This window comes from Metabacillus crassostreae (assembly GCF_016908395.1).
In the GTDB taxonomy this organism is placed as follows: Bacteria; Bacillota; Bacilli; order Bacillales; family Bacillaceae; genus Metabacillus; species Metabacillus crassostreae.
On sequence record NZ_JAFBDU010000003.1, the window covers coordinates 289,725 to 311,904 of the forward strand.

21 protein-coding genes are annotated in these 22,180 nt (G+C 33.3%); 4 read left to right on the forward strand and 17 right to left on the reverse strand.

What is annotated here, in order from left to right; all coding sequences use genetic code 11:
- Nucleotides 1–269 precede the first annotated feature (269 nt).
- The gene (locus JOC75_RS13100; protein ID WP_204954489.1) at nucleotides 270–1,700 is read left to right on the forward strand and encodes a carbon starvation CstA family protein; all 1,431 of its coding nucleotides are present in this window, start codon (nucleotides 270–272) and stop codon (nucleotides 1,698–1,700) included.
- 983 nt (nucleotides 1,701–2,683) lie between these two features.
- Here JOC75_RS13100 and JOC75_RS13105 read toward each other — a convergent pair.
- Entirely contained in the window at nucleotides 2,684–4,147 is a 1,464-nt protein-coding gene (locus JOC75_RS13105) for a spore germination protein (protein ID WP_204954490.1), read from the reverse strand.
- A 168-nt stretch (nucleotides 4,148–4,315) separates the two neighbouring features.
- On the opposite strand from JOC75_RS13105, the gene JOC75_RS13110 reads away from it, so the two are divergent.
- Nucleotides 4,316–5,191, forward strand: a complete 876-nt coding sequence (locus JOC75_RS13110; protein WP_204954491.1) for a hypothetical protein — start codon at nucleotides 4,316–4,318, stop codon at nucleotides 5,189–5,191.
- On the opposite strand, the gene JOC75_RS13115 is transcribed toward JOC75_RS13110, so the two are convergent.
- The 8 genes from JOC75_RS13115 to JOC75_RS13150 form a co-directional block, all read right to left on the reverse strand.
- Nucleotides 5,181–6,707 (reverse strand): rhomboid family protein, encoded by a 1,527-nt coding sequence (locus tag JOC75_RS13115; RefSeq protein ID WP_204954492.1) that lies wholly within the window; start codon nucleotides 6,705–6,707, stop codon nucleotides 5,181–5,183. The genes JOC75_RS13110 and JOC75_RS13115 overlap by 11 nt on opposite strands.
- Before the next feature lie 341 nt (nucleotides 6,708–7,048).
- Nucleotides 7,049–7,216, reverse strand: coding sequence for a hypothetical protein (locus tag JOC75_RS13120; RefSeq protein WP_158638540.1), 168 nt, complete (start codon nucleotides 7,214–7,216; stop codon nucleotides 7,049–7,051).
- Nucleotides 7,217–7,258: 42 nt separating this feature from the next.
- On the reverse strand, nucleotides 7,259–8,197 hold the full coding sequence (locus JOC75_RS13125) for an L-lactate dehydrogenase (RefSeq protein ID WP_204954493.1): 939 nt from the start codon (nucleotides 8,195–8,197) through the stop codon (nucleotides 7,259–7,261).
- Between the two features lie 224 nt (nucleotides 8,198–8,421).
- Entirely contained in the window at nucleotides 8,422–9,204 is a 783-nt protein-coding gene (locus JOC75_RS13130) for a DUF92 domain-containing protein (RefSeq protein WP_204954494.1), read from the reverse strand.
- On the reverse strand, nucleotides 9,197–9,766 hold the full coding sequence (locus JOC75_RS13135; RefSeq protein ID WP_204954495.1) for a 5-formyltetrahydrofolate cyclo-ligase: 570 nt from the start codon (nucleotides 9,764–9,766) through the stop codon (nucleotides 9,197–9,199). Before JOC75_RS13135 ends, JOC75_RS13130 begins: the two co-directional genes overlap by 8 nt.
- Nucleotides 9,767–9,975: 209 nt before the next feature.
- Nucleotides 9,976–10,125 carry a 50S ribosomal protein L33 gene (gene rpmG / locus JOC75_RS13140; RefSeq protein WP_146946449.1) on the reverse strand — a complete coding sequence of 50 codons (150 nt, stop codon included), beginning with the start codon at nucleotides 10,123–10,125 and terminating at the stop codon, nucleotides 9,976–9,978.
- 99 nt (nucleotides 10,126–10,224) lie between these two features.
- Nucleotides 10,225–11,415 carry a glycosyltransferase family 4 protein gene (locus JOC75_RS13145; protein ID WP_204954496.1) on the reverse strand — a complete coding sequence of 397 codons (1,191 nt, stop codon included), beginning with the start codon at nucleotides 11,413–11,415 and terminating at the stop codon, nucleotides 10,225–10,227.
- The gene (locus tag JOC75_RS13150) at nucleotides 11,408–11,878 is read right to left on the reverse strand and encodes a hypothetical protein (RefSeq protein WP_204954497.1); all 471 of its coding nucleotides are present in this window, start codon (nucleotides 11,876–11,878) and stop codon (nucleotides 11,408–11,410) included. The genes JOC75_RS13145 and JOC75_RS13150 overlap by 8 nt, the downstream gene beginning before the upstream one ends.
- A gap of 176 nt (nucleotides 11,879–12,054) precedes the next feature.
- On the opposite strand from JOC75_RS13150, the gene JOC75_RS13155 reads away from it, so the two are divergent.
- Nucleotides 12,055–12,417, forward strand: coding sequence for a hypothetical protein (locus tag JOC75_RS13155; RefSeq protein WP_204954498.1), 363 nt, complete (start codon nucleotides 12,055–12,057; stop codon nucleotides 12,415–12,417).
- Nucleotides 12,414–12,932 carry an endolytic transglycosylase MltG gene (locus JOC75_RS13160; RefSeq protein WP_204954499.1) on the forward strand — a complete coding sequence of 173 codons (519 nt, stop codon included), beginning with the start codon at nucleotides 12,414–12,416 and terminating at the stop codon, nucleotides 12,930–12,932. Before JOC75_RS13155 ends, JOC75_RS13160 begins: the two co-directional genes overlap by 4 nt.
- Nucleotides 12,933–13,160: 228 nt before the next feature.
- On the opposite strand, the gene phoU is transcribed toward JOC75_RS13160, so the two are convergent.
- The 8 genes from phoU to JOC75_RS13200 form a co-directional block, all read right to left on the reverse strand.
- Nucleotides 13,161–13,820: a phosphate signaling complex protein PhoU gene (gene phoU, locus JOC75_RS13165; protein ID WP_204954500.1), complete on the reverse strand. Its 660-nt coding sequence runs from the start codon at nucleotides 13,818–13,820 to the stop codon at nucleotides 13,161–13,163.
- A 126-nt stretch (nucleotides 13,821–13,946) separates the two neighbouring features.
- Nucleotides 13,947–14,711 (reverse strand): phosphate ABC transporter ATP-binding protein PstB, encoded by a 765-nt coding sequence (gene pstB, locus JOC75_RS13170; protein WP_420828036.1) that lies wholly within the window; start codon nucleotides 14,709–14,711, stop codon nucleotides 13,947–13,949.
- 83 nt (nucleotides 14,712–14,794) lie between these two features.
- Nucleotides 14,795–15,679 carry a phosphate ABC transporter permease PstA gene (pstA, locus tag JOC75_RS13175; RefSeq protein WP_204954502.1) on the reverse strand — a complete coding sequence of 295 codons (885 nt, stop codon included), beginning with the start codon at nucleotides 15,677–15,679 and terminating at the stop codon, nucleotides 14,795–14,797.
- A gap of 2 nt (nucleotides 15,680–15,681) precedes the next feature.
- A complete protein-coding gene (gene pstC / locus JOC75_RS13180) occupies nucleotides 15,682–16,587 on the reverse strand; it encodes a phosphate ABC transporter permease subunit PstC (protein WP_204954584.1) in 906 nt (301 codons plus the stop codon).
- A 164-nt stretch (nucleotides 16,588–16,751) separates the two neighbouring features.
- Nucleotides 16,752–17,741: a PstS family phosphate ABC transporter substrate-binding protein gene (locus JOC75_RS13185; RefSeq protein ID WP_204954503.1), complete on the reverse strand. Its 990-nt coding sequence runs from the start codon at nucleotides 17,739–17,741 to the stop codon at nucleotides 16,752–16,754.
- Between the two features lie 295 nt (nucleotides 17,742–18,036).
- Nucleotides 18,037–19,326, reverse strand: coding sequence for an MFS transporter (locus tag JOC75_RS13190; protein ID WP_204954504.1), 1,290 nt, complete (start codon nucleotides 19,324–19,326; stop codon nucleotides 18,037–18,039).
- Nucleotides 19,327–19,475: 149 nt separating this feature from the next.
- Nucleotides 19,476–20,084, reverse strand: coding sequence for a superoxide dismutase SodA (sodA, locus tag JOC75_RS13195; RefSeq protein WP_204954505.1), 609 nt, complete (start codon nucleotides 20,082–20,084; stop codon nucleotides 19,476–19,478).
- A gap of 202 nt (nucleotides 20,085–20,286) precedes the next feature.
- A complete protein-coding gene (locus JOC75_RS13200; protein ID WP_239589452.1) occupies nucleotides 20,287–22,083 on the reverse strand; it encodes a methyl-accepting chemotaxis protein in 1,797 nt (598 codons plus the stop codon).
- Nucleotides 22,084–22,180: the final 97 nt, after the last annotated feature.

Here is a 22,180-nt window from a genome sequence, read left to right on the forward strand (position 1 = left end):
TATAAAGAAAATGAAAAATGCGTCAAGAAAACGTTTAAAAATTGGTCATTTAACTTAAGAATCAGTATTTCAGTATCTAATATACAATATTTCAATATAGAATTCTAAAAAGTATCAATCAGATAAAATAAGGGTTTATAACATAACTAGTTATCAAAATATCGAATTTGTCAGAATAATTTATTTTTTCTAAAAAATATATTGATTTTTCTTTCCTACCAAGTTTAAAATAGGAATACTTATTAGGAAATATTAGGAGGATCAACTCAATGATATCATTTATTTTATCAGTACTAGCATTAATAGTAGGTTATTTTCTTTATTCAAAAGTTGTAGAACGGATATTTGGAATTGACGATCAACGTATTACCCCTGCTTACTCAAAATCTGATGGGCTAGATTATACACCGATGAGCTGGATTAAAGCTTCTTTAATCCAATTATTGAATATTGCAGGCTTAGGACCTATTTTCGGGGCAATTTTAGGTGCTTTATATGGACCTGTTGCATTTATTTGGATCGTACTTGGATGTTTATTTGCAGGTGCAGTTCATGATTATTTTTCAGGAATGCTTTCAGTTAAACATGGTGGGGAGCAATTTCCTACACTTGTTGGTCGATATTTAGGAAAATACGTAAAATCTGTTATTAATGTGATTTCACTTATTTTAATGATTCTTGTAGCTGCAGCATTTACAGCAGGACCTGCTCAGCTAGTTGAACAGCTTACACCATTAAGCTATTCCGCTTCATTAATCTTAATATTTGTTTATTTTGTTTTAGCTGCAATTCTTCCTATAAATAAACTTATTGGAAAAATATATCCAATCTTTGGTTTAGTACTGATTATAATGGCTGTTTCCATTGGTTTTGCTTTATTCTTTATGGATCACTCTATTCCAAATATCACATTGGAAAATCTTCACCCTGGAGAAATTCCAATTTGGCCTTTATTGATGGTTACTATTTCCTGTGGAGCTATTTCAGGTTTTCATAGTACACAAAGCCCAATTTTAGCAAGAACATTAAAGAAAGAAAGTGATGGTCGAAAAGTATTCTTTGGTGCAATGGTTGCAGAGGGAATTATTGCTCTAATATGGGCAGCAGCAGGTATGACATTCTTTGGTGGTCCAGATGGGCTACAAGGTGCTTTAGCAAATGGGGGAACTGCTGGAGTTGTTAATGAAATAAGCAAAACAACTTTAGGTCAATTTGGTGGTATTCTTGCTATTCTAGGTGTTATTATTCTTCCAATAACTACGGGTGATACTGCATTAAGATCATCAAGAATGATTTTGGTTGAGTTATTGAGTAAGTTTGGCAATTTTGATTCTAAAATGAAAACCATTTTAATGACGATCCCTGTTGTGATTCCAACATATCTATTAACTCAAATGGACTATTCTTTCTTGTGGCGTTATGTTGGTTGGACAAACCAGGTTGTTGCTACTGTGATGCTTTGGACTGCAGCTATGTTTTTATTGCAAAATAAGAAGTTCCATTGGATTTGCAGCTTGCCTGCATTATTTATGACAGCAGTTACAAGCTCATATATTTTCTATGCACCTGAAGGATTTCATTTATCTTATGGAACATCGATGATTTGCGGATCAATCATTTTTGTTTCTGTACTAGCATGGTTTATCTATCAGCTTAAAAGAAATAAAAATACAAACATTCCGCTAGATAATGTGGCTTAACATTAAAGTAATAGACTGTTTTCCATTCATATAAATTGTTAGGTAGTAATTAGTTCGTTCCATTTCGCTCCAGACACTGCTTTCCGCGGGGAGGAAGTCATGCCTCCTCGGCTTCGCCTGTGGGGTCTCGACCTTCCCTAACCACCCGCAGGAGTCAGTGTCTTCAGCTCCATTACACTATAACAATAATCATTGAGAAAACAGTTAGACAAAAAACCAGAGAAAATCATATTATATGAGTTACTCTGGTTTTTTGCTTTAAAATCATCGCTAGTAGTAATTTATTATGGCTCTTTTCTGAAAGATTGTTGCTAATTGCCCTAATTATGCAGTAGAAACATTTTTTTTATAGCAAAATAGGTACGACCCTATGAAGAAAAGATGCCAGCATGCTTTTTTATACAGTGGAGTTGTTAAAAGAAACAATGTTTTCGAAAACAGCCATTATAAAAAACTTATAAAAATCTATTATCTAAACTATCTTCTGATACCATCCTACAAATTGACTTAATTATTTAGAGGATTAAATACTAATCAACTAAATTTCATTATGTTTTGAAGTAAAGATAGCACTAAGACTATTATGATATTGTCCGTCTACTTTACTTTTAAATATAACTAATTTTACAGAAAGCATTTCTGATTTTTACTACTTTTCAAACTAATACTATTTAGGTTGATTGTAACGGAAGGTGTGAGACTCCTGCGGGTGCAGCGGGACAGGTGAGACCCCGGAGGCGCTGTGCGCTGAGGAGGCTCACCGCCCGCCCCGCGGAAAGCGAGCAACCTGGAGTGCAATCAACTCTCCTCAAAACTTGATAATTAGCGTATAAATCTGAAAACAGATTTTTATGGAATTAACTTTAATTAACACAAAAAATATGAATATTAAAGAGGTCAGTAATCTCTCTAAATTAAAGTTGAATAACTAAACAAAAGACCAGTACCATTAATATTAATTAAAGTCCTGGTCTTTTTATTAGTTAACGATCTGGATCTTGTGGGTGTAAAAATGTTGGGCGGCGATTTTTTAAAGGCATTGGCGCTCTGAACAATACGTCGCGCATGCCTCTGTAGTTGAAAGGAATAAACGGATATAGATAAGGAACATTGAATGATTTCATTCTAGCTAGCATAATGATCCATCCTGTAATTCCGACAACAAATCCAATTACACCTAACCATGCGGTAAATAGCAATAATACAATTCGATAAATTCGATTAGCAAGACCTAATTCATAACTTGGTGTTGCAAAGGTTCCAATTGCAGCTATCGCTAGATACAAAATGACTTCGTTTGTTAATAGACCTACCTCTACCGCAACTTGTCCAACCATTAGGGCAGCAACTAAGCCAAGTGCTGTTGCTAAAGAAGAAGGTGTATGGATGGCGGCCATTCTCAGGACATCTATTCCTAGCTCAATAAGTAAAAACTGAATAATTAAAGGAATATGTCCATGATCTTCAATACCAATAAACTCAAGTCCTGGTGGTAAAAGCTCTGGATTTTGCGCTAATAAAAACCACAAAGGTAATAGAAATAGAGATGCCCACACAGCAATGAATCTAACTAAACGCAAATATGCGCCTACAATTGGCTTATTTCGATATTCTTCTGCATGCTGTAGGTGATGCCAAAAAGTTGTTGGTGTTATTAACGCACTTGGTGAACCGTCAACAAAAACAATGACATGACCTTCATATAAATGAGCTGCAGCTGTATCAGGTCTTTCTGTGTACCGAACAGTTGGATAAGGGTTATAATGCTGACCAGATATAAATTCCTCTACCGTTTTCTCACCCATTGGAAGTCCATCGGTATCGATTGCTTCAAGTGATTTTTTTAAATCTGCCACATGTGATAAATCTGCAATATCCTCTAAATAACATACAACAACATCTGTTTTTGAGCGTCGACCAACTTGAAGATATTCCATTCGTAATGATCTGTCTCGAATTCTTCTTCTTGTTAGTGCTGTATTGAATACAATTGTTTCAACATAACCATCCCTAGATCCACGCACAACACGCTCCATATCAGGCTCCTGAGGCCCTCTAACAGGATATGTACGAGCATCTATTAAGATGATTTCATCTATACCATCTATAACAAGTGCAGTTGGACCTGCTAAAACAGTTTGGACAACAACATTTAAGTCATTTGTTTTTTCAATTTCAACATATGGAATATATGTTTTGAGCAATTTTTCTAATGTATTTTCTTCTAATTGCTCAGGAGTAAGCTCTGATAAATATTTCATTAAATAGTGTAGGATATCATCTTTAACAAATCCATCTACCATAAACAGTGCCATGTCTCGTTTTGCATATTCAACATCTAATTGAATAACATCAAAGCTTTTTTTGACACCTAAACGTTCATTTAAGTACGTAATATTTTCCTGGAAATTTTTTGTGACCAGTTTTTTTTCGTTCTTTTCCGCCATAAGATTGCTCCATTTCGCATAACGATTTGGTATTCATCATTGACGTATTTTTGGTAAAACATACCTGTATATTTTTTATATTCACTTTCTATTTTTACCTTCTGTTCATAAATACAAAATTCACATCATAAACTTTAGCAACCTGTCCTATCCCGGAGTTGATAATTAATGAAAAAGAAATGGGTGTTTATCGTAATTTTAGCTTTTTTAACATCAGGAATTTATTATTTTTACCATGGGAATACAGCAAGGGAAAGTATTATCTTCTTTCCGATAGATGAATCTGTTACATTTGAAAAAGCAGTCACTTCATTAGAACTTGTAGGAAACAAAGATGATGACGAATATATCGTGGAATGGGATGTACAATCCTACACAAATAAGGAAATATATTTAAGACAAGACATCTCACTATTGTTTTCGGATGGGAAATTAATCCATACATTATCGGAATGGGAAGATCAAAGTCAAAAGCTAGCTCAATTTACGAAAGTTTCAGGCGAGGATAGCAGTCATTTTGAATCAATCAGTTTACATTATGGAGAAATTCATGTTGATAATGATTTAATACGAAGTACACAATTAATGACAAGTGATCATTTATATGTAATTGACTCTGAATTCACTGAACTATTTTCTTTTAAAAAACCTCAAACGACCGAAGAAGAGGAGTGGAAAAGTATATTAGATAAAGTAACTGAAGAGCATTTAGAATATAGCTGGAATCAATTACTTGATCGTTATAAAATTGATCGTAATGAGTATGAAGCTATTCCGTTAGTTGACTTAATCCATTATAATACAGACCCACTATCAGGCCTTTCAGAGACAAAAACACAAGAAGTAATAGGAAGTCTTTGGGAAGGTTTATATAAGCATTATTTTTTAGGCTTAAAAACAAAAGAAGGCAAAGTGTACCCGGCAAAAGGTAGCACAATGCCACTAGTACTTATTGCAAAAAATTCATCTCATATTATCGTTCTAACACAAACAGAAGATGGGAAACCATTTAAGTTTATTCAAAGAATCCAATTTACTGAATAAGTTGCTCTTTCAGTTTGTTGTATTGATCATTTGTTGAATCATACTGAAGAGCCTTATTTACCTTTTGCAGAGCTAAATCTAAATTCCCCCCTTGCGCATAAAGTACTGCAAGGTTATAGTGTGCTTCGTGAAATGTATCATCAATTTCTGTAATTTGCTCTAAATGTTTTATTGCTTCATCGTACTTGCCTAGCTCTACCTCTACAACAGATAATTGAAATAATATGTTAGGTGAATTATTCACTTCTTTATTTGCGTTTGATAAATAGGTATATGCACTTTCATAATCTTGCGCTTCTATAAATTCCTGAGCTCTCATTAAAGTATATTGCGGTGATTGGCTTTCGGTTTCACTCATTCCAAATTGATATAGTCCATATAACAACCCTAATGTGACAATTACTCCAGCGATACTTAGTAATCGCTGTTTTTTCTGTGGAATTTGGACGATGAGAGCTGCTAAAAATCCACCGATTAGTCCGCCAATATGACCTGCATTATCGATATTAGGAATAACAAAGCCTAGAGCTAAGTTAATACCAATAATGATAAAAAGATTGGAGCCCATCGTTCTAAAAAAAGCTTTTCTATTATAAATACCAATATATAACAATGCACCAAAACAGCCAAAAATGGCACCAGAAGCTCCAGCTGATACAAACGGACTAAACGCAAAGCTTGCAATAGAGCCTGAGATACCGGCCAGAATGTATATAAACAAAAATCTTCCAGATCCATAAGCTCTTTCAACTGCCGGACCAATGTAATATAAAGCAAAGCTGTTCATCAATAAGTGAAAAAATCCAATATGTAAGACGATTGGAGTAACAAATCTCCACCATTCACCTTCATAAATATATGGGTTAAATTTAGCACCAAATTGAATCAAGGTTTCCGTGTTTTCACTTCCACCAGAAAATTCGAGAAGTAAAAACATGAAAATTTGTAGGATGAGAAAAATGTATGTAAAAAAGGGCTTACCATTTTGGAAAAGTTTTCTTTCTTCCTCTCGAAGCTCATTATGATGTGTAACAACTCTATTTCTTATTTCATGAGCATCCTCTAATTCTATTTTGTTCTGTTCTTGTTGATTCTTTAGAGGAACATTTAATATTTCTTCTAGTTTCTTTTTTGTGTCTTCTTCTTTTATTACTAAAGAAGAGCTTATCGTGATAGCACTCTTTTTACCAATGGTATACCCTTTAGTAAAGGCTTCAGGATAATCATCAACCGGTGGCAATGTAGACACATATATGTTCAAAATATGAAGTGGCCCTCTAATACCTTGTTTTAAAAGACTCTGAAATTTCAACCCTGCTTTTTCAATATCAATGGAAAGTGAGTTTCCCCAATCAACATCCATCCTTCTTAGTCGTACAATTGAATATTCTTTATTCCGTACTGGTTCTAATAAGATTTCATTACCATCTTGAGACAAACCTAATATGGTAAATTTCTGATCTATGACAAGCTGCTCTATTAACGACCAATAAAAATAATCCTGTTCATTAACCATATAATCGCTCCGACTCATTTTTATTTAAGCTGTTTTCGTAATTTTGTTAATTATAATAATTGAAGAAAGCAGCACTGAATACAGTCTATTAACATCTTTTCTTAGTTGAAGAGAATCTTTATTTCAATAAACTTTTTTTAAACATTCAATAATCTTTCAGAAAAGAGCCTTTATTTATTATATCAATTAGGGAAAATAAAAAGGAAGAAAAAAGCTTTGTGAAAATGTTTACCTGAAAAAATTAACCAATGGATGTCCATGATCAATAACTTTCGATTAGGAAAGTACTAATGAAAAAAGCTGACAGATTATTGTCAGCTTTTAGAACTTACAACATGGAATTAATGAAATGCTCTGTTCACAAATTTATCTCTTATAAACGGAACCCTCATTGATAATTGGATAAAATATTTACGTAGCTCTGGTTGACCAAGAACATAGTTTACAATTCGGTAACGATATCTGTACAAAGCAAAAGAACCTGCTGCGAGCATGATTAATCGTCTCATTTTCATCCCTCCTACTAATAGTTTTAGTAGGTAAGTGGTTTTTTATCCTTTAAAAAAAGGCTTCATTGTTTCTTTTAATACATTTGCAGAATGAGCAAATTGCTGATTTTCCATTTCATTTAATTTAAGTTCAACCACTTTTTTTATTCCATCACTACCAACAACAGCTGGTACTCCTATAAACACATCACGTTGATCATACTCACCATTAAGGTAGCAAGAAACGGTTAAAATAGAGCTCTCGTTATGCAGTATCGCTTTTGTAAGTCTCACTAAGCCCATTGCGATTCCATAATAAGTTGCACCTTTACGATTAATAATTTGATACGCAGCATCTCTTACATTGACAAAAATTTCATCTAATTTATCCTTATCACTTGCAACAGAATCTAAAATCGGACTTCCTCCAATATCAGCATGACTCCATACTGGTAATTCAGTGTCACCATGTTCACCAATGATATAAGCATGAACATTACGTGTATCTACTCCAAAATGCTCCCCTAACAAATAACGAAATCTAGCTGTATCTAAAATAGTACCCGAACCGATTACTCGACTATGATGTAAGCCAGAATATTTCCAAACAGCATAAGATAAAATATCAACAGGATTTGTAGCTACGATAAATATCCCATCAAATCCTGATACCATCACACGATCTACTATTGATTTGAAGATTTTTAGGTTCTTCGCCACTAAATCCAATCTTGTTTCACCAGGCTTTTGGTTTGCACCTGCACACAAAACGACAACATCAGCATTCTTACAATCTTCATATTCTCCATACCAAATCTTCGTTCTAGTTGGAGCGAAGGCTAAACCATGATTTAGGTCCATCGCATCTCCCTCAGACTTCTCTTTGTTAAGATCAATTAAAACTAGTTCCTCTGTTACTCCTTGGTTCAATAAAGCAAACGAATAACTAGATCCGACAAAACCAGTACCTATAAGTGCAACACGATTAACATGAACAGCCATTTCATCTCAACCTTTCTAAAGCTAAAATTTAATTTGTATGGTTAAGCAAATTTATAAGGCTCTTTTCTGAAAGATTGCTGCTATGTAACCAATATATGCAGTAGAAACAATTTACTTTTGCATAAAGGCTACTATTTAATTTTAAAGAAAATATGCCACTAGACTTAATACAATGCTGATTTTTTCTGGTATTTATTAGCAACAAAGTTTGAGAAAGCAGCCAATTATAAAATTAAAATCGATAATAAAGTGGCAAGCATGATTGAAGAGATATTAACAGCATCATTTGTAAGGAAACTATATCTATTTAGTTTTTCCCCTTTTACACGACAATGAACCTGTTTTTCCGTAATTTTATGACAAGCTGAACAACAATATTTGATTTGAATTGTTTGACCAAGTATTGTATCAAAAACATTTCCTAAAAACCCCATAATCATAATAAAAAGGAGGAAGTATGGTGATAAAGAAAAAAGTAAAATAGATACTACACTAATAAACATCGCTCCTAATAAGCCTGCAGATGTACCCAAACTTGATACAGCACCAGACGTTCCCCGTGGTACCGTTTTTAAAGTAAATAGCATCCTAGGATCTCTTTTACTTAATGTGCCGATCTCTGAAGCCCATGTGTCTGAAGTAGCTGCCGCTAGTGATACACAAAAACCAATGAGAAACACATCCTCAAAGTTGGGAAAGAGTATAGTAAGTAGACCAAGACTCGCAGGAATCCCACCATTTGCTAGCACTTGCACAATATCACGTTGATCACCTTTTTCGATAATATCCATTACATTTGATTTTAATTTAGCTTTATATTTGCTAGCATAGCTTGAGCTACCAAAGAAACATCCGAGAAGAACCAAACCTTGCCATGAAAATCCACTATAAATGAAAATGCCAACAAACATGGCTCCAATAGCTCCACTTAATGTTAGTGACTTTGACTTCCACGAAGACAATGAAATAAGTACGATGAAAGAACCTGCAATAATAAGATTAAGCATTACACGTGATAACCCCGTGTTCCATAATAATTTTATCTACAGGTAGATCGTGAGCTTCTTTTGGTATACTATCGACAATTTGACACGAAAAGGCCAAAGATATTGTTTCCTTTTTAAAATTCATTAAATAACGATCATAAAAACCTCCACCATATCCTATACGATAGCCTGATGTATCAAAACAAATACCTGGCACTATAACTACATCAATATCTTCAGCATTAACAGCATTTGTCTCCATTATTTTCGGTTCTAGTAGTCCAAAATAAACCTTTTCTAACTGATCAAATGACTTTATGCTTCGAAACACCATTTCCTTTGTGTTAGGATCGCATTTTGGAATAACTACCGTTTTGTTTTCTTTCCATGCTTGTAGAATGATTCTATTAGTGTCTACTTCTGTTCCTCTAGAAATTGTAAGAGCGATTGTATTCGCTTGTTTCCAGCTTATCGAGGATATCAACCTATCACTTATCTCATCTGATAATTTCTTATAAGTATCTTCACTCATATCTGTGAGTTTATTTTTTATGTATGTCCGTAATTCCTGTTTGGCTTTCAATTATTAAAACCTCCTTTTACACCTATTATATAAGGATTAATAAGATGAATCATTTCATTTTTATGAGTAATATCTAAAACATAACCTTAATTATGGAGATAATTGAAGAAAGTAAAGAATTGATAGAGTAAATAGGAGAGTCACACCCTACCTTGGGGAAGACAGATAATGGATCAAAAAAAAAAACAGTAGGAATAATATCCTACTGCTTACTTTGTTTCACGGTGTACAGTCATTTTTTTATCTCTTGAACAATATTTTTTAAGCTCAAGACGATCTGGGTTGTTACGTTTATTCTTTTTAGAAATATAGTTACGTTCGCCACAATCTGTGCAAGCTAATGTAATATTCACACGCATGTTTCTTTCCCTCCAAACATAAAAAAACTATAAAACAAATCAGACTTTAATATAATATCATTTTAATCCGACAAATTCCACATCTATTTTATTATATTTTTATTTTCCACTATTTCTGTGGAAGCTAACTGTTTTTTTATAGACATTTATAATTTTTAAAATAAGGTTATTCCATTGATACAGTGAGGCTATAGTTTGATGTCCTTTTACGGCAATTTCATTAGCTTTATCTGGGTTATTTAAATAATATCGTAATTGTTCAGCAAGCTTCTCGACTTTTGTACTTTTTACTATTATTCCTCTATTAGGTGCTAAGACGCTCGTTAGCCCCCCTACATCGAATGAAATAATTGGTTTTGAGTATATCATACCCTCTAATGCAATAATCCCAAATGGCTCATAAAGGCTAGGTATAATTAACATGTCACAAAATTTAAGATACACATTCCTTTCACGTTCATGTATGTAGCCTGGAAAAAATACTCTTCCGTCTAAACCTAGAGCAGAAACCTGTTGTTTTAATGACATTTCAGCAGGTCCAGCCCCTGCAATAACAACACTAAATTCTGGAAACTCTTCATAAATTAATGAAAAAGCTTCTAATAAAAGATGAAATCCTTTTTCAGTTACTAACCTTCCCATCGCCAATAAATATGGAGTTGACAATAATGGGTTAGTATCATCTGTTAATGTATATTTTTCAGGAATTAGTCCATTTGGAATTATCTCAATTTTTTCTGATGATGCTTCATATTTAGCTTTCAGTAACTTTTTCATATACTCACTACAGACAATTATTTGGTCAGACTTATTTATTAGTTCGTTTTCATATGAAGTTATTTCTTCAATAAGTAAATTGAAGTCTCCTAGCTTACGTTCTTTTTCAGTAGAATGTATGGTGGTAACCAATGGTATGCCAGTATGATTCCTTAGTGCACAGCCAGCTGTTCCAGTTAGCCAGTCATGTACATGAATGAGGTCAAATGAATATTGAAGTTCTTGAAGAACAAATTGCGAAAAACGAAAATTAACATTCTTTATATATTCTAAAAAGTTCGAAGGGTTCTTTTGCCAAGGTAACAGTCTGTAAATATGAATTCCATTTTCACAACTGTATGTTTCATGATCGGTTGTTGAAAGTGTAACAACTATATAATTTAAATGAAAGTTTGTACCGGTTTCAACTAAATCCGTAACATGCCTCCCTAACCCTCCTATCATATTTTCTCCATATTCTGTTGATAATATCAGTACTGTAAAAAGAGGAACATCATTAAACTGCTTATTCATAAATTGTGTACCCTGAAATATTCGATTGCCAAGAATGTTCCTTTTCTTCAACCTCTAACCATTGATAGTTTGGAGAATCTTCATTTAGTTGGCTTAGCGATCGTTTTACTTCATTAGAACTCTTAACAGTAATGCTCACATTTTGAGAATTAATAGCAATCAATTCACAATAATATAATCCTTCAGAAAGATTGAATAAGCGGATAGCATCTGCATCTTTATTTACAACAAAATCAGTACTACTCGTTTGCCTATCATTTTTACAATAAACAACTACTTTAACAAGCAGATCATTAAATTCTTCTTTAAGAATGTTTTCTAACAATACTTTAGTAGATGGCACAATGCTCCAAGATAACACTAAATAATTTGGATAAGAAATAAGAGATAGTGTATCCACATAAACTGAAGGTTTATTTCGAAATATATATGAGCCTACTTTATTAGTTTGTTTATAATTCATACGACCAACCTCTTCCATCATGCTTCTTTTTATCTTAACACGGCAAAAAATTATGCAGTGGCTAAATTTTGAAAGGAAATTCGTCAAAAAACTACATTTCCTTAAATTATTGCTTCTTTATAAAGTGAATTTATGTTATAAATGTAGAGGGAAATATACTTTAGAAGGTGAAAAAAATGACAATTATGATCATTATTTTATTTATTATAAGCATTGCGCTTATCGGTATATCTTATTTTCAAAGAGATAATGTAAAGGAACTAGAGCAAGAGCTTGATCATTTACAATTATCTGCCATGCAAGAAATATACAAGCTAAAAAAGAAAATGAGAATCGTCGAAGAAGAACTACTACAAAACGATGTTCCATTAAAAGAGGAAACAGACTCCTATGAAGAACAAGAAAATAAATCGAATACATCCCGAGTATTAGCAAAATATCGTCAAGGAATGTCATTAGAAGCAATTGCATTATCAGAGGCTTCTTCTGTTGAAGAAATACGCCTAATTGTTGAACAAAATGAGAGGGTTTTAACATGAGTAAAACAGGATTTCGCACATTTGCAGCTGGTATGATACTTTCTACCTCTGTACTTGGAGGAACATACCTTTTATCTGATAAAGAACAAGCAGCAGCTAAGGTAGAGAAGGAAGTAACTGAGGCTGATATTAAAGCATACTTAACAAATAATAATAAAATGGCTATTGATACAGACGAATATGAAGAATTTTTGGCAACAAAAAATGCAACAGATAAAAAAGAAGACACAAAAGTAGTTGAACAACCTAAAACTGAAGAAGCTCCTAAAGAAGAAGCTCCTAAAGAAGAGGCTCCTAAAGAAGAAGAAGTAGTAAGCTATAACGTCACTATTAAAGATGGTATGACTACTAGTGAAGTATCTGATGCATTAGAGTTAAACGGAATAATTGAATCCTCTAAGGAATTTGATCAATTTCTGATTAGCAAGAATTATCACACAAAAGTTCAGCTAGGCACGTTTGAAGTGAAAAAAGGTATGACTTTCGCACAATTGGCCGATGTTATAACAAGATAAAAAAGAATAAAGAGGCTGGAAAAACGTAAAAAGGCTCTGATCATCCAAATGATGATCAGAGCCTTTTTAGCCTTCTCTAGAAAACTTTTTTGTTTAATGGTAGGAACTCTAAAATGAAATTAGAAAAGACCCCAATAAACAAATTTATGTTTATTTGAGGCCTTTGTCGTTTTAAATATTGTGTATTGTTCAAAAGCTATTTATAGTGATACTATCATATCACTATACTCAAGAATTTAAATCGTATCTCTGACCTTTTACAAGGTACATGATGCTTTCTGATATATTTGTCGCGTGATCAGCTGTTCTTTCAATATAACGACAAACAAACGCTAATTGAGTGAGTTGCTCTAAATACTCAGATTTTGTTTTCATTAGAGTAAGGATATCTCTCATTCCCTCACCGTAAAGATCATCTACTTGATCATCCATATCTGCAACTTTTTTAGCCAAAACAATATCTTCCTCATTAAAGGCTTTTATTGATAATGAAAGCATCTCAGTAGCTATTTTGTGCATATTTCTAATAGTATTAATTGGTTTCACTAAAGGCTCTTGTCCAATTCTTATTGTAGACTTTGCAATATTAACAGCAAAATCAGCCATTCTCTCAATATCACTTGCAATTTTAATGGCTACAATAATTCTCCTTAAATCAGTAGCAACTGGCTGTTGTTTAGCAATTAATAATATGGCTATATCGTTAATTTCCTCATCTAAATCATCTGCTCTGTAATCATCTTCAATAATTTGAAGAGCTAATTCTATATTCTGTTTCTCTAAAGCGTCAATAGACTTATTTAGAGCAACCTCAGTTAAACTACCTAATTCAATTAATTTATCTCTAAGATTTTTTAAGTCAACGTCAAATTTTTCTCTAACACTCATGATAAATAACCTCCCTATCCATAATCCATATATCTATTGTATTCCCTACTTTAACAAATTAATCACTTAGAATATTACCATTTAAAAAAATTAAAGTCGTGTTTATAACACGACTTTAATAAAATATTAACCAAAGCGACCAGTAATGTAATCTTCCGTACGTTTGTCACTTGGATTTGAGAATAAACGATCTGTATCAGTATATTCAATAACTTCTCCGTTTAGGAAGAAAGCTGTACGATCTGAAATACGAGCTGCTTGTTGCATATTATGAGTAACGATAATAATGCTATATGTTTGTTTTAGGTCTTGTATCAATTCTTCAATCTTAAGTGTAGAAATAGGATCAAGGGCAGATGTAGGTTCATCCATTAAAATTACATCTGGTTCAATTGCTAAACAACGAGCAATACATAATCTCTGTTGCTGTCCCCCAGATAGACCATATGCATTTTCTTTTAGTCTATCCTTAACTTCCGTCCAAATTGCTGCACCACGTAAACTTCTCTCAACAATTTCATCAAGGATAGCTTTATTTTTAATCCCATGAATTCTAGGTCCGTAAGCTATATTATCGTATATTGATTTAGGGAATGGATTTGGTTTCTGGAAAACCATTCCTACTTTTGTTCTTAGATCTTCTACTTGATATGTTTTATCTAATATATTTTTTTCTCTATATTTAATATCTCCTGATATACGAACTACTGGGATTAATTCAACCATTCTGTTTAACGTTTTAATAAAAGTCGATTTCCCACAACCAGAAGGTCCAATAATTGCAGTAACTTCATTTTCATAAATAGAAAGGTTAATGTTTTTTAAAGCATGGTCACCACCATACCATAAGTTTAAATCCTTTGTATCATAAACAATACTCTTACTATTCATTGGCTTTTCATCTCTTTCAGTAGTTGTTATAATCTTTTTTTCACTATCGGATAAAACTGCCATATTTAAAAACCCCCAAGAAATTAAAATCTATTTTGAAACTTATTTCTAATTATAATTGCAATTGAATTCATTAAAAATAATACTATTAAGAGCACAACAATTGTAGCAGCAGCAAGGTTTGCATATTCAGCTACAAGGGCAGAGTCAACTGTCCAATAGTATATTTGCATTGGTAACACTGTAAATTTATCAAAGATGCCATCAGGCAGTGGAATTAGCAATGCTGGAATCCCAATTACAACTAGTGGAGCTGTTTCACCAATTGCTCTTGAAAGAGATAATATAAGGCCTGTAGAGATACCTGGTATAGCTGCTGGTAAAACAATATTTTTAATTGTTTGCCATTTAGTAGCTCCCATACCGTAGGATGCTTCTCTTAGGAATTTAGGGACTGCACGAATAGCCTCTTGACTTGCAACTACAACAATTGGAAGAACCAATAATGACATAGTCAAACCACCGGCTAAAACAATATTCCCTAAACCAAAGTTACGTACAAACACAGTCAATCCTAATATTCCAAATACAACTGAAGGAACACCAGCTAAGTTAGAAATATTCGTTTGTATAAAGGATTTTAATTTCCCATTTTTCGCATATTCTTCAAGGTAAATCGCTGTACCTACTCCTAGAAACATTGTTACAGGAGCAACAACAACCATTAACCATAAGGTTCCACTTATTGCACCCATGATTCCTGCTCGTTCTGCAGTTGTTGACAATTTACTCGTTATAAATTGAAAATCAATCCACCCTATACTATCTGTATATACGCGGTAGATTAACGTTAATAATACGACCAGTCCAAACAGAGTTGCTAAAAAGAATAGACCTTTTGCAACTTTATTTGCAAACAAACGTGATCCCATCTTCTTTTGTACTTGTTCTGCATCTACATATTTCATAATTAATACTCCTCCCTATATTTGCGAGAAATATACTGGGCAATAAGGTTCATTATGAGTGTAAATACAAATAATGTCATTGCAACAGCGTATAAACTATAATAAATAGTTGAGCCGGCAGGAGCCTCTCCACCAGTTACTTCAACGATATAAGCAGTCATTGTTTGCATGGATTGTGTAATATCAAAAGTAAAGTTTTTGTTACTACCACTTGCAATTGCGACAATCATTGTTTCCCCAATAGCTCGAGAAATACCTAGTACAAATGAAGCGATAATACCAGATATAGCAGCTGGTACAACAATTTTAAAAGTTACCTCAAGTTTAGTTGAACCTAGAGCAAGAGCGCCTTCACGCATTGAATTAGGTACAGAACTCATAGCATCTTCAGAAAGTGATGCTACCATTGGAATGATCATAATACCCATAACAAGTCCTGGACTTAGAATATTAGTTGGATCTAGTGCTGGAATAAACGATCTTAATAATGGTGTTACAAAAGTAAAGGCAAAGAATCCATAAACGATCGTAGGAATACCCGCAAGAATTTCAAGAATTGGCTTTAAAATTCTACGCACTTTTTCGGAAGCATATTCACTTAGAAAAATAGCAGCCATTAAGCCAATAGGTATAGCTACAAACATCGCGATAATTGTAGAAATAATGGTACCTGTAAGTAAAGGCAAAACACCAAATACTGCATTATCACCTAGTGGATTTAATTCTATCCCTGTGTAGAAATCCAAGAATGGAACATCTCTAAAAAAGTTTATTGTTTCTGTTAAAAGAGTAATAACTATGCCAATAGTTGTGAGAATTGAAATTGTAGCTATTGCTAATAAAAACTTTGGTATAAACTTTTCTGTGACTGAATTTAAATTTGTTGAGTTTCTCTTTTTTTCTATCATGTCACGGACGCTCACTTTATTATCCAAGAACGAAAACCCCTTTCATCCTCCATGCGATATGTGAGGTGAAATTTTATAGTAGATTGTATTAATAGAGGAATACATATATAAGAAGATGAGAAGCTAAACTTCTCATCTTCTAACTGTTAAGAAAGGATAATTAATTATTTTAATCCTTCTAAATAGCTAATTGATTCTTGAACTGCTTCATCTTTTAATGGAGCAAAGCCAGTTTCAGCAGCTACAGTTTGAGCATTTTTCATTGTGAAGATTGCATAATCAAGAACTTGTGGCTTCTCTTTTGCTAATCCAACGTTTAAGTATGTGAATACTGGGCGAGTGAATGGGCTATAAGCAGCTTCTTCATCTAATCCAATTGTTTCTAAGCTTGGAGCAATTGGACCTTTTCCGAAGTCAACATTAACTGCGCTTAATTTTTCTTTGTTGCTATCATAGTAACCATATCCAAAAAATGCAATAGCATTTTTGTCTTTAGAAACAAGATCTACAAGTGTAGAATATTCTTGTTGTAAGTTTACAGTATCAACGAAATCTTTTTCTTCCATAATTGTTTCAAACATAAATTCATTTGTACCATGATTTTCATTAGGACCCATTGGCTTGATTTCTTCAGCTGGCCAGTCTGGATTAATATCAGACCATTTTGTTACTCCACCTTCAGCAAGGAAAATCTTTACAACATCTTCTTGTGTCATTTCAGTTGCCCAATCGTTATCTTTGTTGATTACGAATGTTAAACCATCAAGAGCAACTTGGAATTCTTTAACTTCAATACCTAAATCATCAGCTAAAGCTGTTTCTTCTTCTTTAATTTGACGAGATGCATCGTTAAAATCTGTTCCATTTTCAGCTAAGAATTTTTTGAAACCAGCAGAAGTACCTGCGCGACTTACTTCAACAGAAACTTCTTCATTCTCAGTCATATAATTTTCTGCCATTTTCGCCATGAAAGGATAAACTGTACCAGATCCATCAATTACAACGCTACCTTCTAATGCTGTTTCTTCAGTAGCTTCTCCATCTTTGTCACCAGCGTTTGTTTCTTTAGTAGTTTCTCCGCCACCACAAGCAGCTGCGAATACTACTAGAATTCCCATAACTAAAAGTAATGCAAGGTTTTTCATGCTTTTCATTTGCCAATTTCCCCCTAAAGAGTGTTTTTGTTTTGTTTGTCCTACATGTATTAGAATAACGCTCTAATATTAATAACGTTTTAATACAATGTAAAGGTTTTGTAAATTCATGATAGAGTTTGTCATATTTTGCACTAAAATGGGTATAGGGTTTATTAAAACTTTAATCAAGCCCCTTAGTGCTGAATAAAAAGCTTCATATTCATACATTTAAACCATAAAAGGAAAAGATTACTCTTCAATAACCTATCCACATGAGGTAGGTAAGCTATAAACAATATTCCATCAGTACAAATTAACCACTATTATCACCATCAACAATATTTTCCTTTAATACTGGTTTACGTCCGGTCTGTTCGATGCTTTTTTCACTTTCATCTAATTGAACATTTCGCACAAAGAAGTATATGACGAAGTGACCAGCACCAATAATGGTCAGTAAAATCGGAATACTTTGTTTTTCATCAAAGAAAGAAATAGCAATGATAAACCCTACTACTGAAAGAATTCGTCCCATATTCAGAAAGATTTCTTTTACCACGATGTATTCGATCCTAGCCCTAGCCGCACTCCACGCTTTACCAATAACATCGTACGTTATTGACATATACGGAACAAGTAACATCGGATATCCAATTGCAATAAGTGCTGCATATATAAGTAGTTTCTGATATGTTAAATCAAAAAGGATTAAGAATATTGAAGCATATAGTAAAGTACCTCCAAAGAAAATGAAACGTTTACGCTTCGTTTTCTTTATCACTCTAGATGCAAAATAGTACCCTAGGAAAGCTACTGCGGAATTCACTAAACCAAATGTTCCTAACGCAAGTTCACTTCCTGTCGTAATAAATACAAAAACACCAATTACAAATACAAATGTCCCCTCACGTAATCCCTGAAAGAAATGCGCTCTTGTAATAAGCTTCCAATTCTTATTATTCTTTCGCTCATGAAAAATTCGTTTTAATAAATAATCTCCTTCTGCTTTTCTTCTCTTTATAAAAAAACTCAGTACCACTGCACCTGAGAATAGTAAGAGAGAAATAGTAAAGATAGTTGTATAACCAGTAAAATTCTTTAATTTTGAGATTGCAAAGCCTGCAACTATAGGTCCAACCATTCCCGCTGTGGAATTCATAACACCTAAAAACCCATTGAAGAAATCTCTCGTTTCAGGTTCAGTAATTTCAAATGTTAAAACATTAAATGCTAACCAATAAAAACCGTATCCTATACCTAATGTTCCACCTAATAAGATAAGGAATTTAGAAGCAGATCCTCCTATCATTAGGACAATTAAGAAAAATATAGCTAAAAAAATAACACCAAGTCGTAATACAATCACTCGATCAACTTTCTTGGCAAGTCTTCCCGCAAAAATAAAGGTAAGTGGCTGCATAACCACGATTGATAAATTGTATATAGCTAAGTCAATGAATTCTCCAGATTGCTTCCATAAGTAAACGTTAACAAATGTATTGGAAAGAGCAATACTTAATGAATACAATCCACCAATCACTAATAATAAGATTAAATCCTTACTTACATCTACATCACCAATAATCTTTTTCATTTTTGACATTAAAAATACTCCCCTTCAACTTCTATTACATAGTTTGTCTTATCGATGTGTAGTTATGTATTTATAATGGAATTAGTCAGTATAATGGACATAAAGAAAAGGACTAACAAGTGAATGTTAGTCCTTTTCTTTATGTTTATTATTTTTTATTATTTCCCAGCGCTATAACGTTTAGAAACTTCATCCCAGTTTACTACATTCCAGAAAGAAGCAATGTAATCAGGACGACGATTTTGGTAGTTTAGGTAATATGCATGCTCCCAAACATCTAAGCCTAGGATTGGTGTTTTACCTTCCATTAATGGAGAATCTTGGTTTGGAGTGCTAGTTACTTCTAGCTCACCATTGTTCACAACTAACCAAGCCCAGCCAGAACCGAAACGAGTTGTTGCAGCTTTTGCAAACTCTTCTTTGAAGCTATCATAGCTACCAAATTTAGAGTTAATTGCTTCGCCAAGTTCACCTGTTGGATTACCGCCACCATTAGGAGATAGTATTGACCAGAATAAGCTATGGTTTGCATGTCCACCACCGTTATTGCGTACTGCTGTACGGATAGATTCTGGAACAGCATCTAAGTTAGAAACTAATTCTTCTACACTTTTAGCTGCTAGATCAGCATTTCCTTCTAGAGCAGCATTTACATTTGAGATGTAAGTGTTGTGGTGTTTTGTGTGATGAATATTCATTGTTTCTTTGTCAATATGTGGTTCTAGTGCATCATACGCATAAGGTAATTGTGGTAATTCATAAGCCATTGTTTATTCCTCCTTAAAATATGTACCTATTGTTAAAAAGCCTATCTTAAGCTTCTCAATTCTAAGGTTACCAAAATAGTCCTATACTTTCAATTAATATGAACTACATCACGAATAACAGTTTTCACAAAAAAAAGATTAATATGCAAACTAAAATATTTACTAGAGAATAGTAAGTAAGAAACCATCCTTCACAAAATTTTTAATCTAATTTGAATTGCTTTGATATGTTAGATAATGAATTGGATAGTCCTTTTAATTGTAAGCCAATTTCATGCGTGCTTTCCATCTGATGTATTTGGTTATCACTTGTTGAAAGCATTTGTTCTGTACTAGCTAGTGTTTCTTGTGAGATTGATGCAAAGCTTAAAGTTCCTTCCTCTAAGTCTGGAAGTACCAATTTTAAGCCTTGAAGCTCTCCTTGCATGCCTTGAAGCTTCTTACTTACGGTATCAATTTCTATCATTAGTTCATCAAAGGATGCTTTTGAATCATTTGCAGTTTCTAGATTATGTCTTATTTTCATTAACATATCTCCAAATTCTTTAGTAGCACGAATCGTTACTTCTTCCATTTCAGAAATTGATTTTGAAATATCTACAGTAGCAGAAGAAGATTGGTCTGCTAGTTTCTTTACCTCGTCTGCTACAACAGCAAATCCTTTGCCTGCTTCTCCTGCTCTGGCAGCTTCGATTGTTGCATTAAGTGCTAATAACTTTGTTTGATCTGCGACACCTTTTATTAATCCTACAAGGCTAGTTATTGAAGAAGAGTGATTCCTTACCTGTTGTATTGTTGTGGTCATATGCTCGAAATCCTGCTCAAAGCTATGGATGGTATTAATTAAGTGCATGTTGTTCTTTTCTCCACGTTTAGCGGATGAATTCATATCTTCAGAGCTCTGAAAAACAGTATTCATTCCAGAAATCAACAGTTCGATTTTTTGTTTTATTGATTGAAAACCGGTTACACTTCTCTCTGAGCTACTCACCGTCTGCTCCGCTCCAAGCTTTACAACATTAATTGCTTCAATTAAATGACGACTATACGAAAGCGCATTTTCTGAAGAATCACTCAATTTTTCACCTGTGCATTCAAGCTCTGTTGTTGTTTCATTGATTTCATTAATAACAACCCTCATTTGTTCAATCATCATATTAAAGCTTACTTTCAAAGATTGAAGCTCAGGAATTGTGGTATTAATTAAGGCTTTTTTATTTAAATTACCCTCACGGACCTCTGTCATAACATATCTAAGTTCGTTTAAAGGGTTCGTTAGACTACGAACAAAAAGAATTAAAAGAATCGTTGAGATAACCAAACTCACAACTACTACAAGGATCATAAATTGCGCCATATCATTTACTGGCCCTAGATAAGAATTGGTTGGAACGACTAAAATGTATTTACCATTAACCTCTGGCATTTTTATAACTGATATTGTATAGTCTTCACCTTTAATTGTATGATGGAAAACCTCATTTTCCCCATTAGTAATTTTCTCTTTAAACGATTCATTGAAAGTGATGTTCGATTTATTACTTACCTGAAATGGTTTTATTTCATCGTCTACAAAATAAAACATTTGTGATTGTATTTTGTCCTTTGTTAATTGTTTTTGTTGATCACGAACACTAATCTCTAATTGCTGCATAAAATATAAATCATCACTCACATATAAGAATTTCAAATTTTTTGCGACATAAGCCATAACTTCTGATTCACGACTTATACGATTTTCGATCGTCTCAATTGTAGTATCTTTTGCCTTCAGGTAGGAGCTAATTCCTACTGTAATAATTGAGACAAATAATAAGAAAATAAATAATAGCAATAAACGATTTTTTAGGCTGAATTTTACATACCATTTATCTAAACTACGATTCTGTGCTGGAGGATCCTCCATTTTTGTGTTCTTTATCATTTCATGCTTTTCTTGTTTAGTTTTTTTCTTATGTATTGCTAACTTTTTTAAGGATTTCGTCCTTTTCTGTTCCAAGCCAAAACCTCCCTATCTCGAGTAAATTCGACTAATTATATCATTGGAATGTTAAGCCAATGTTAAGAATAGGAAGGTCGTCAATAAGTCATACTAC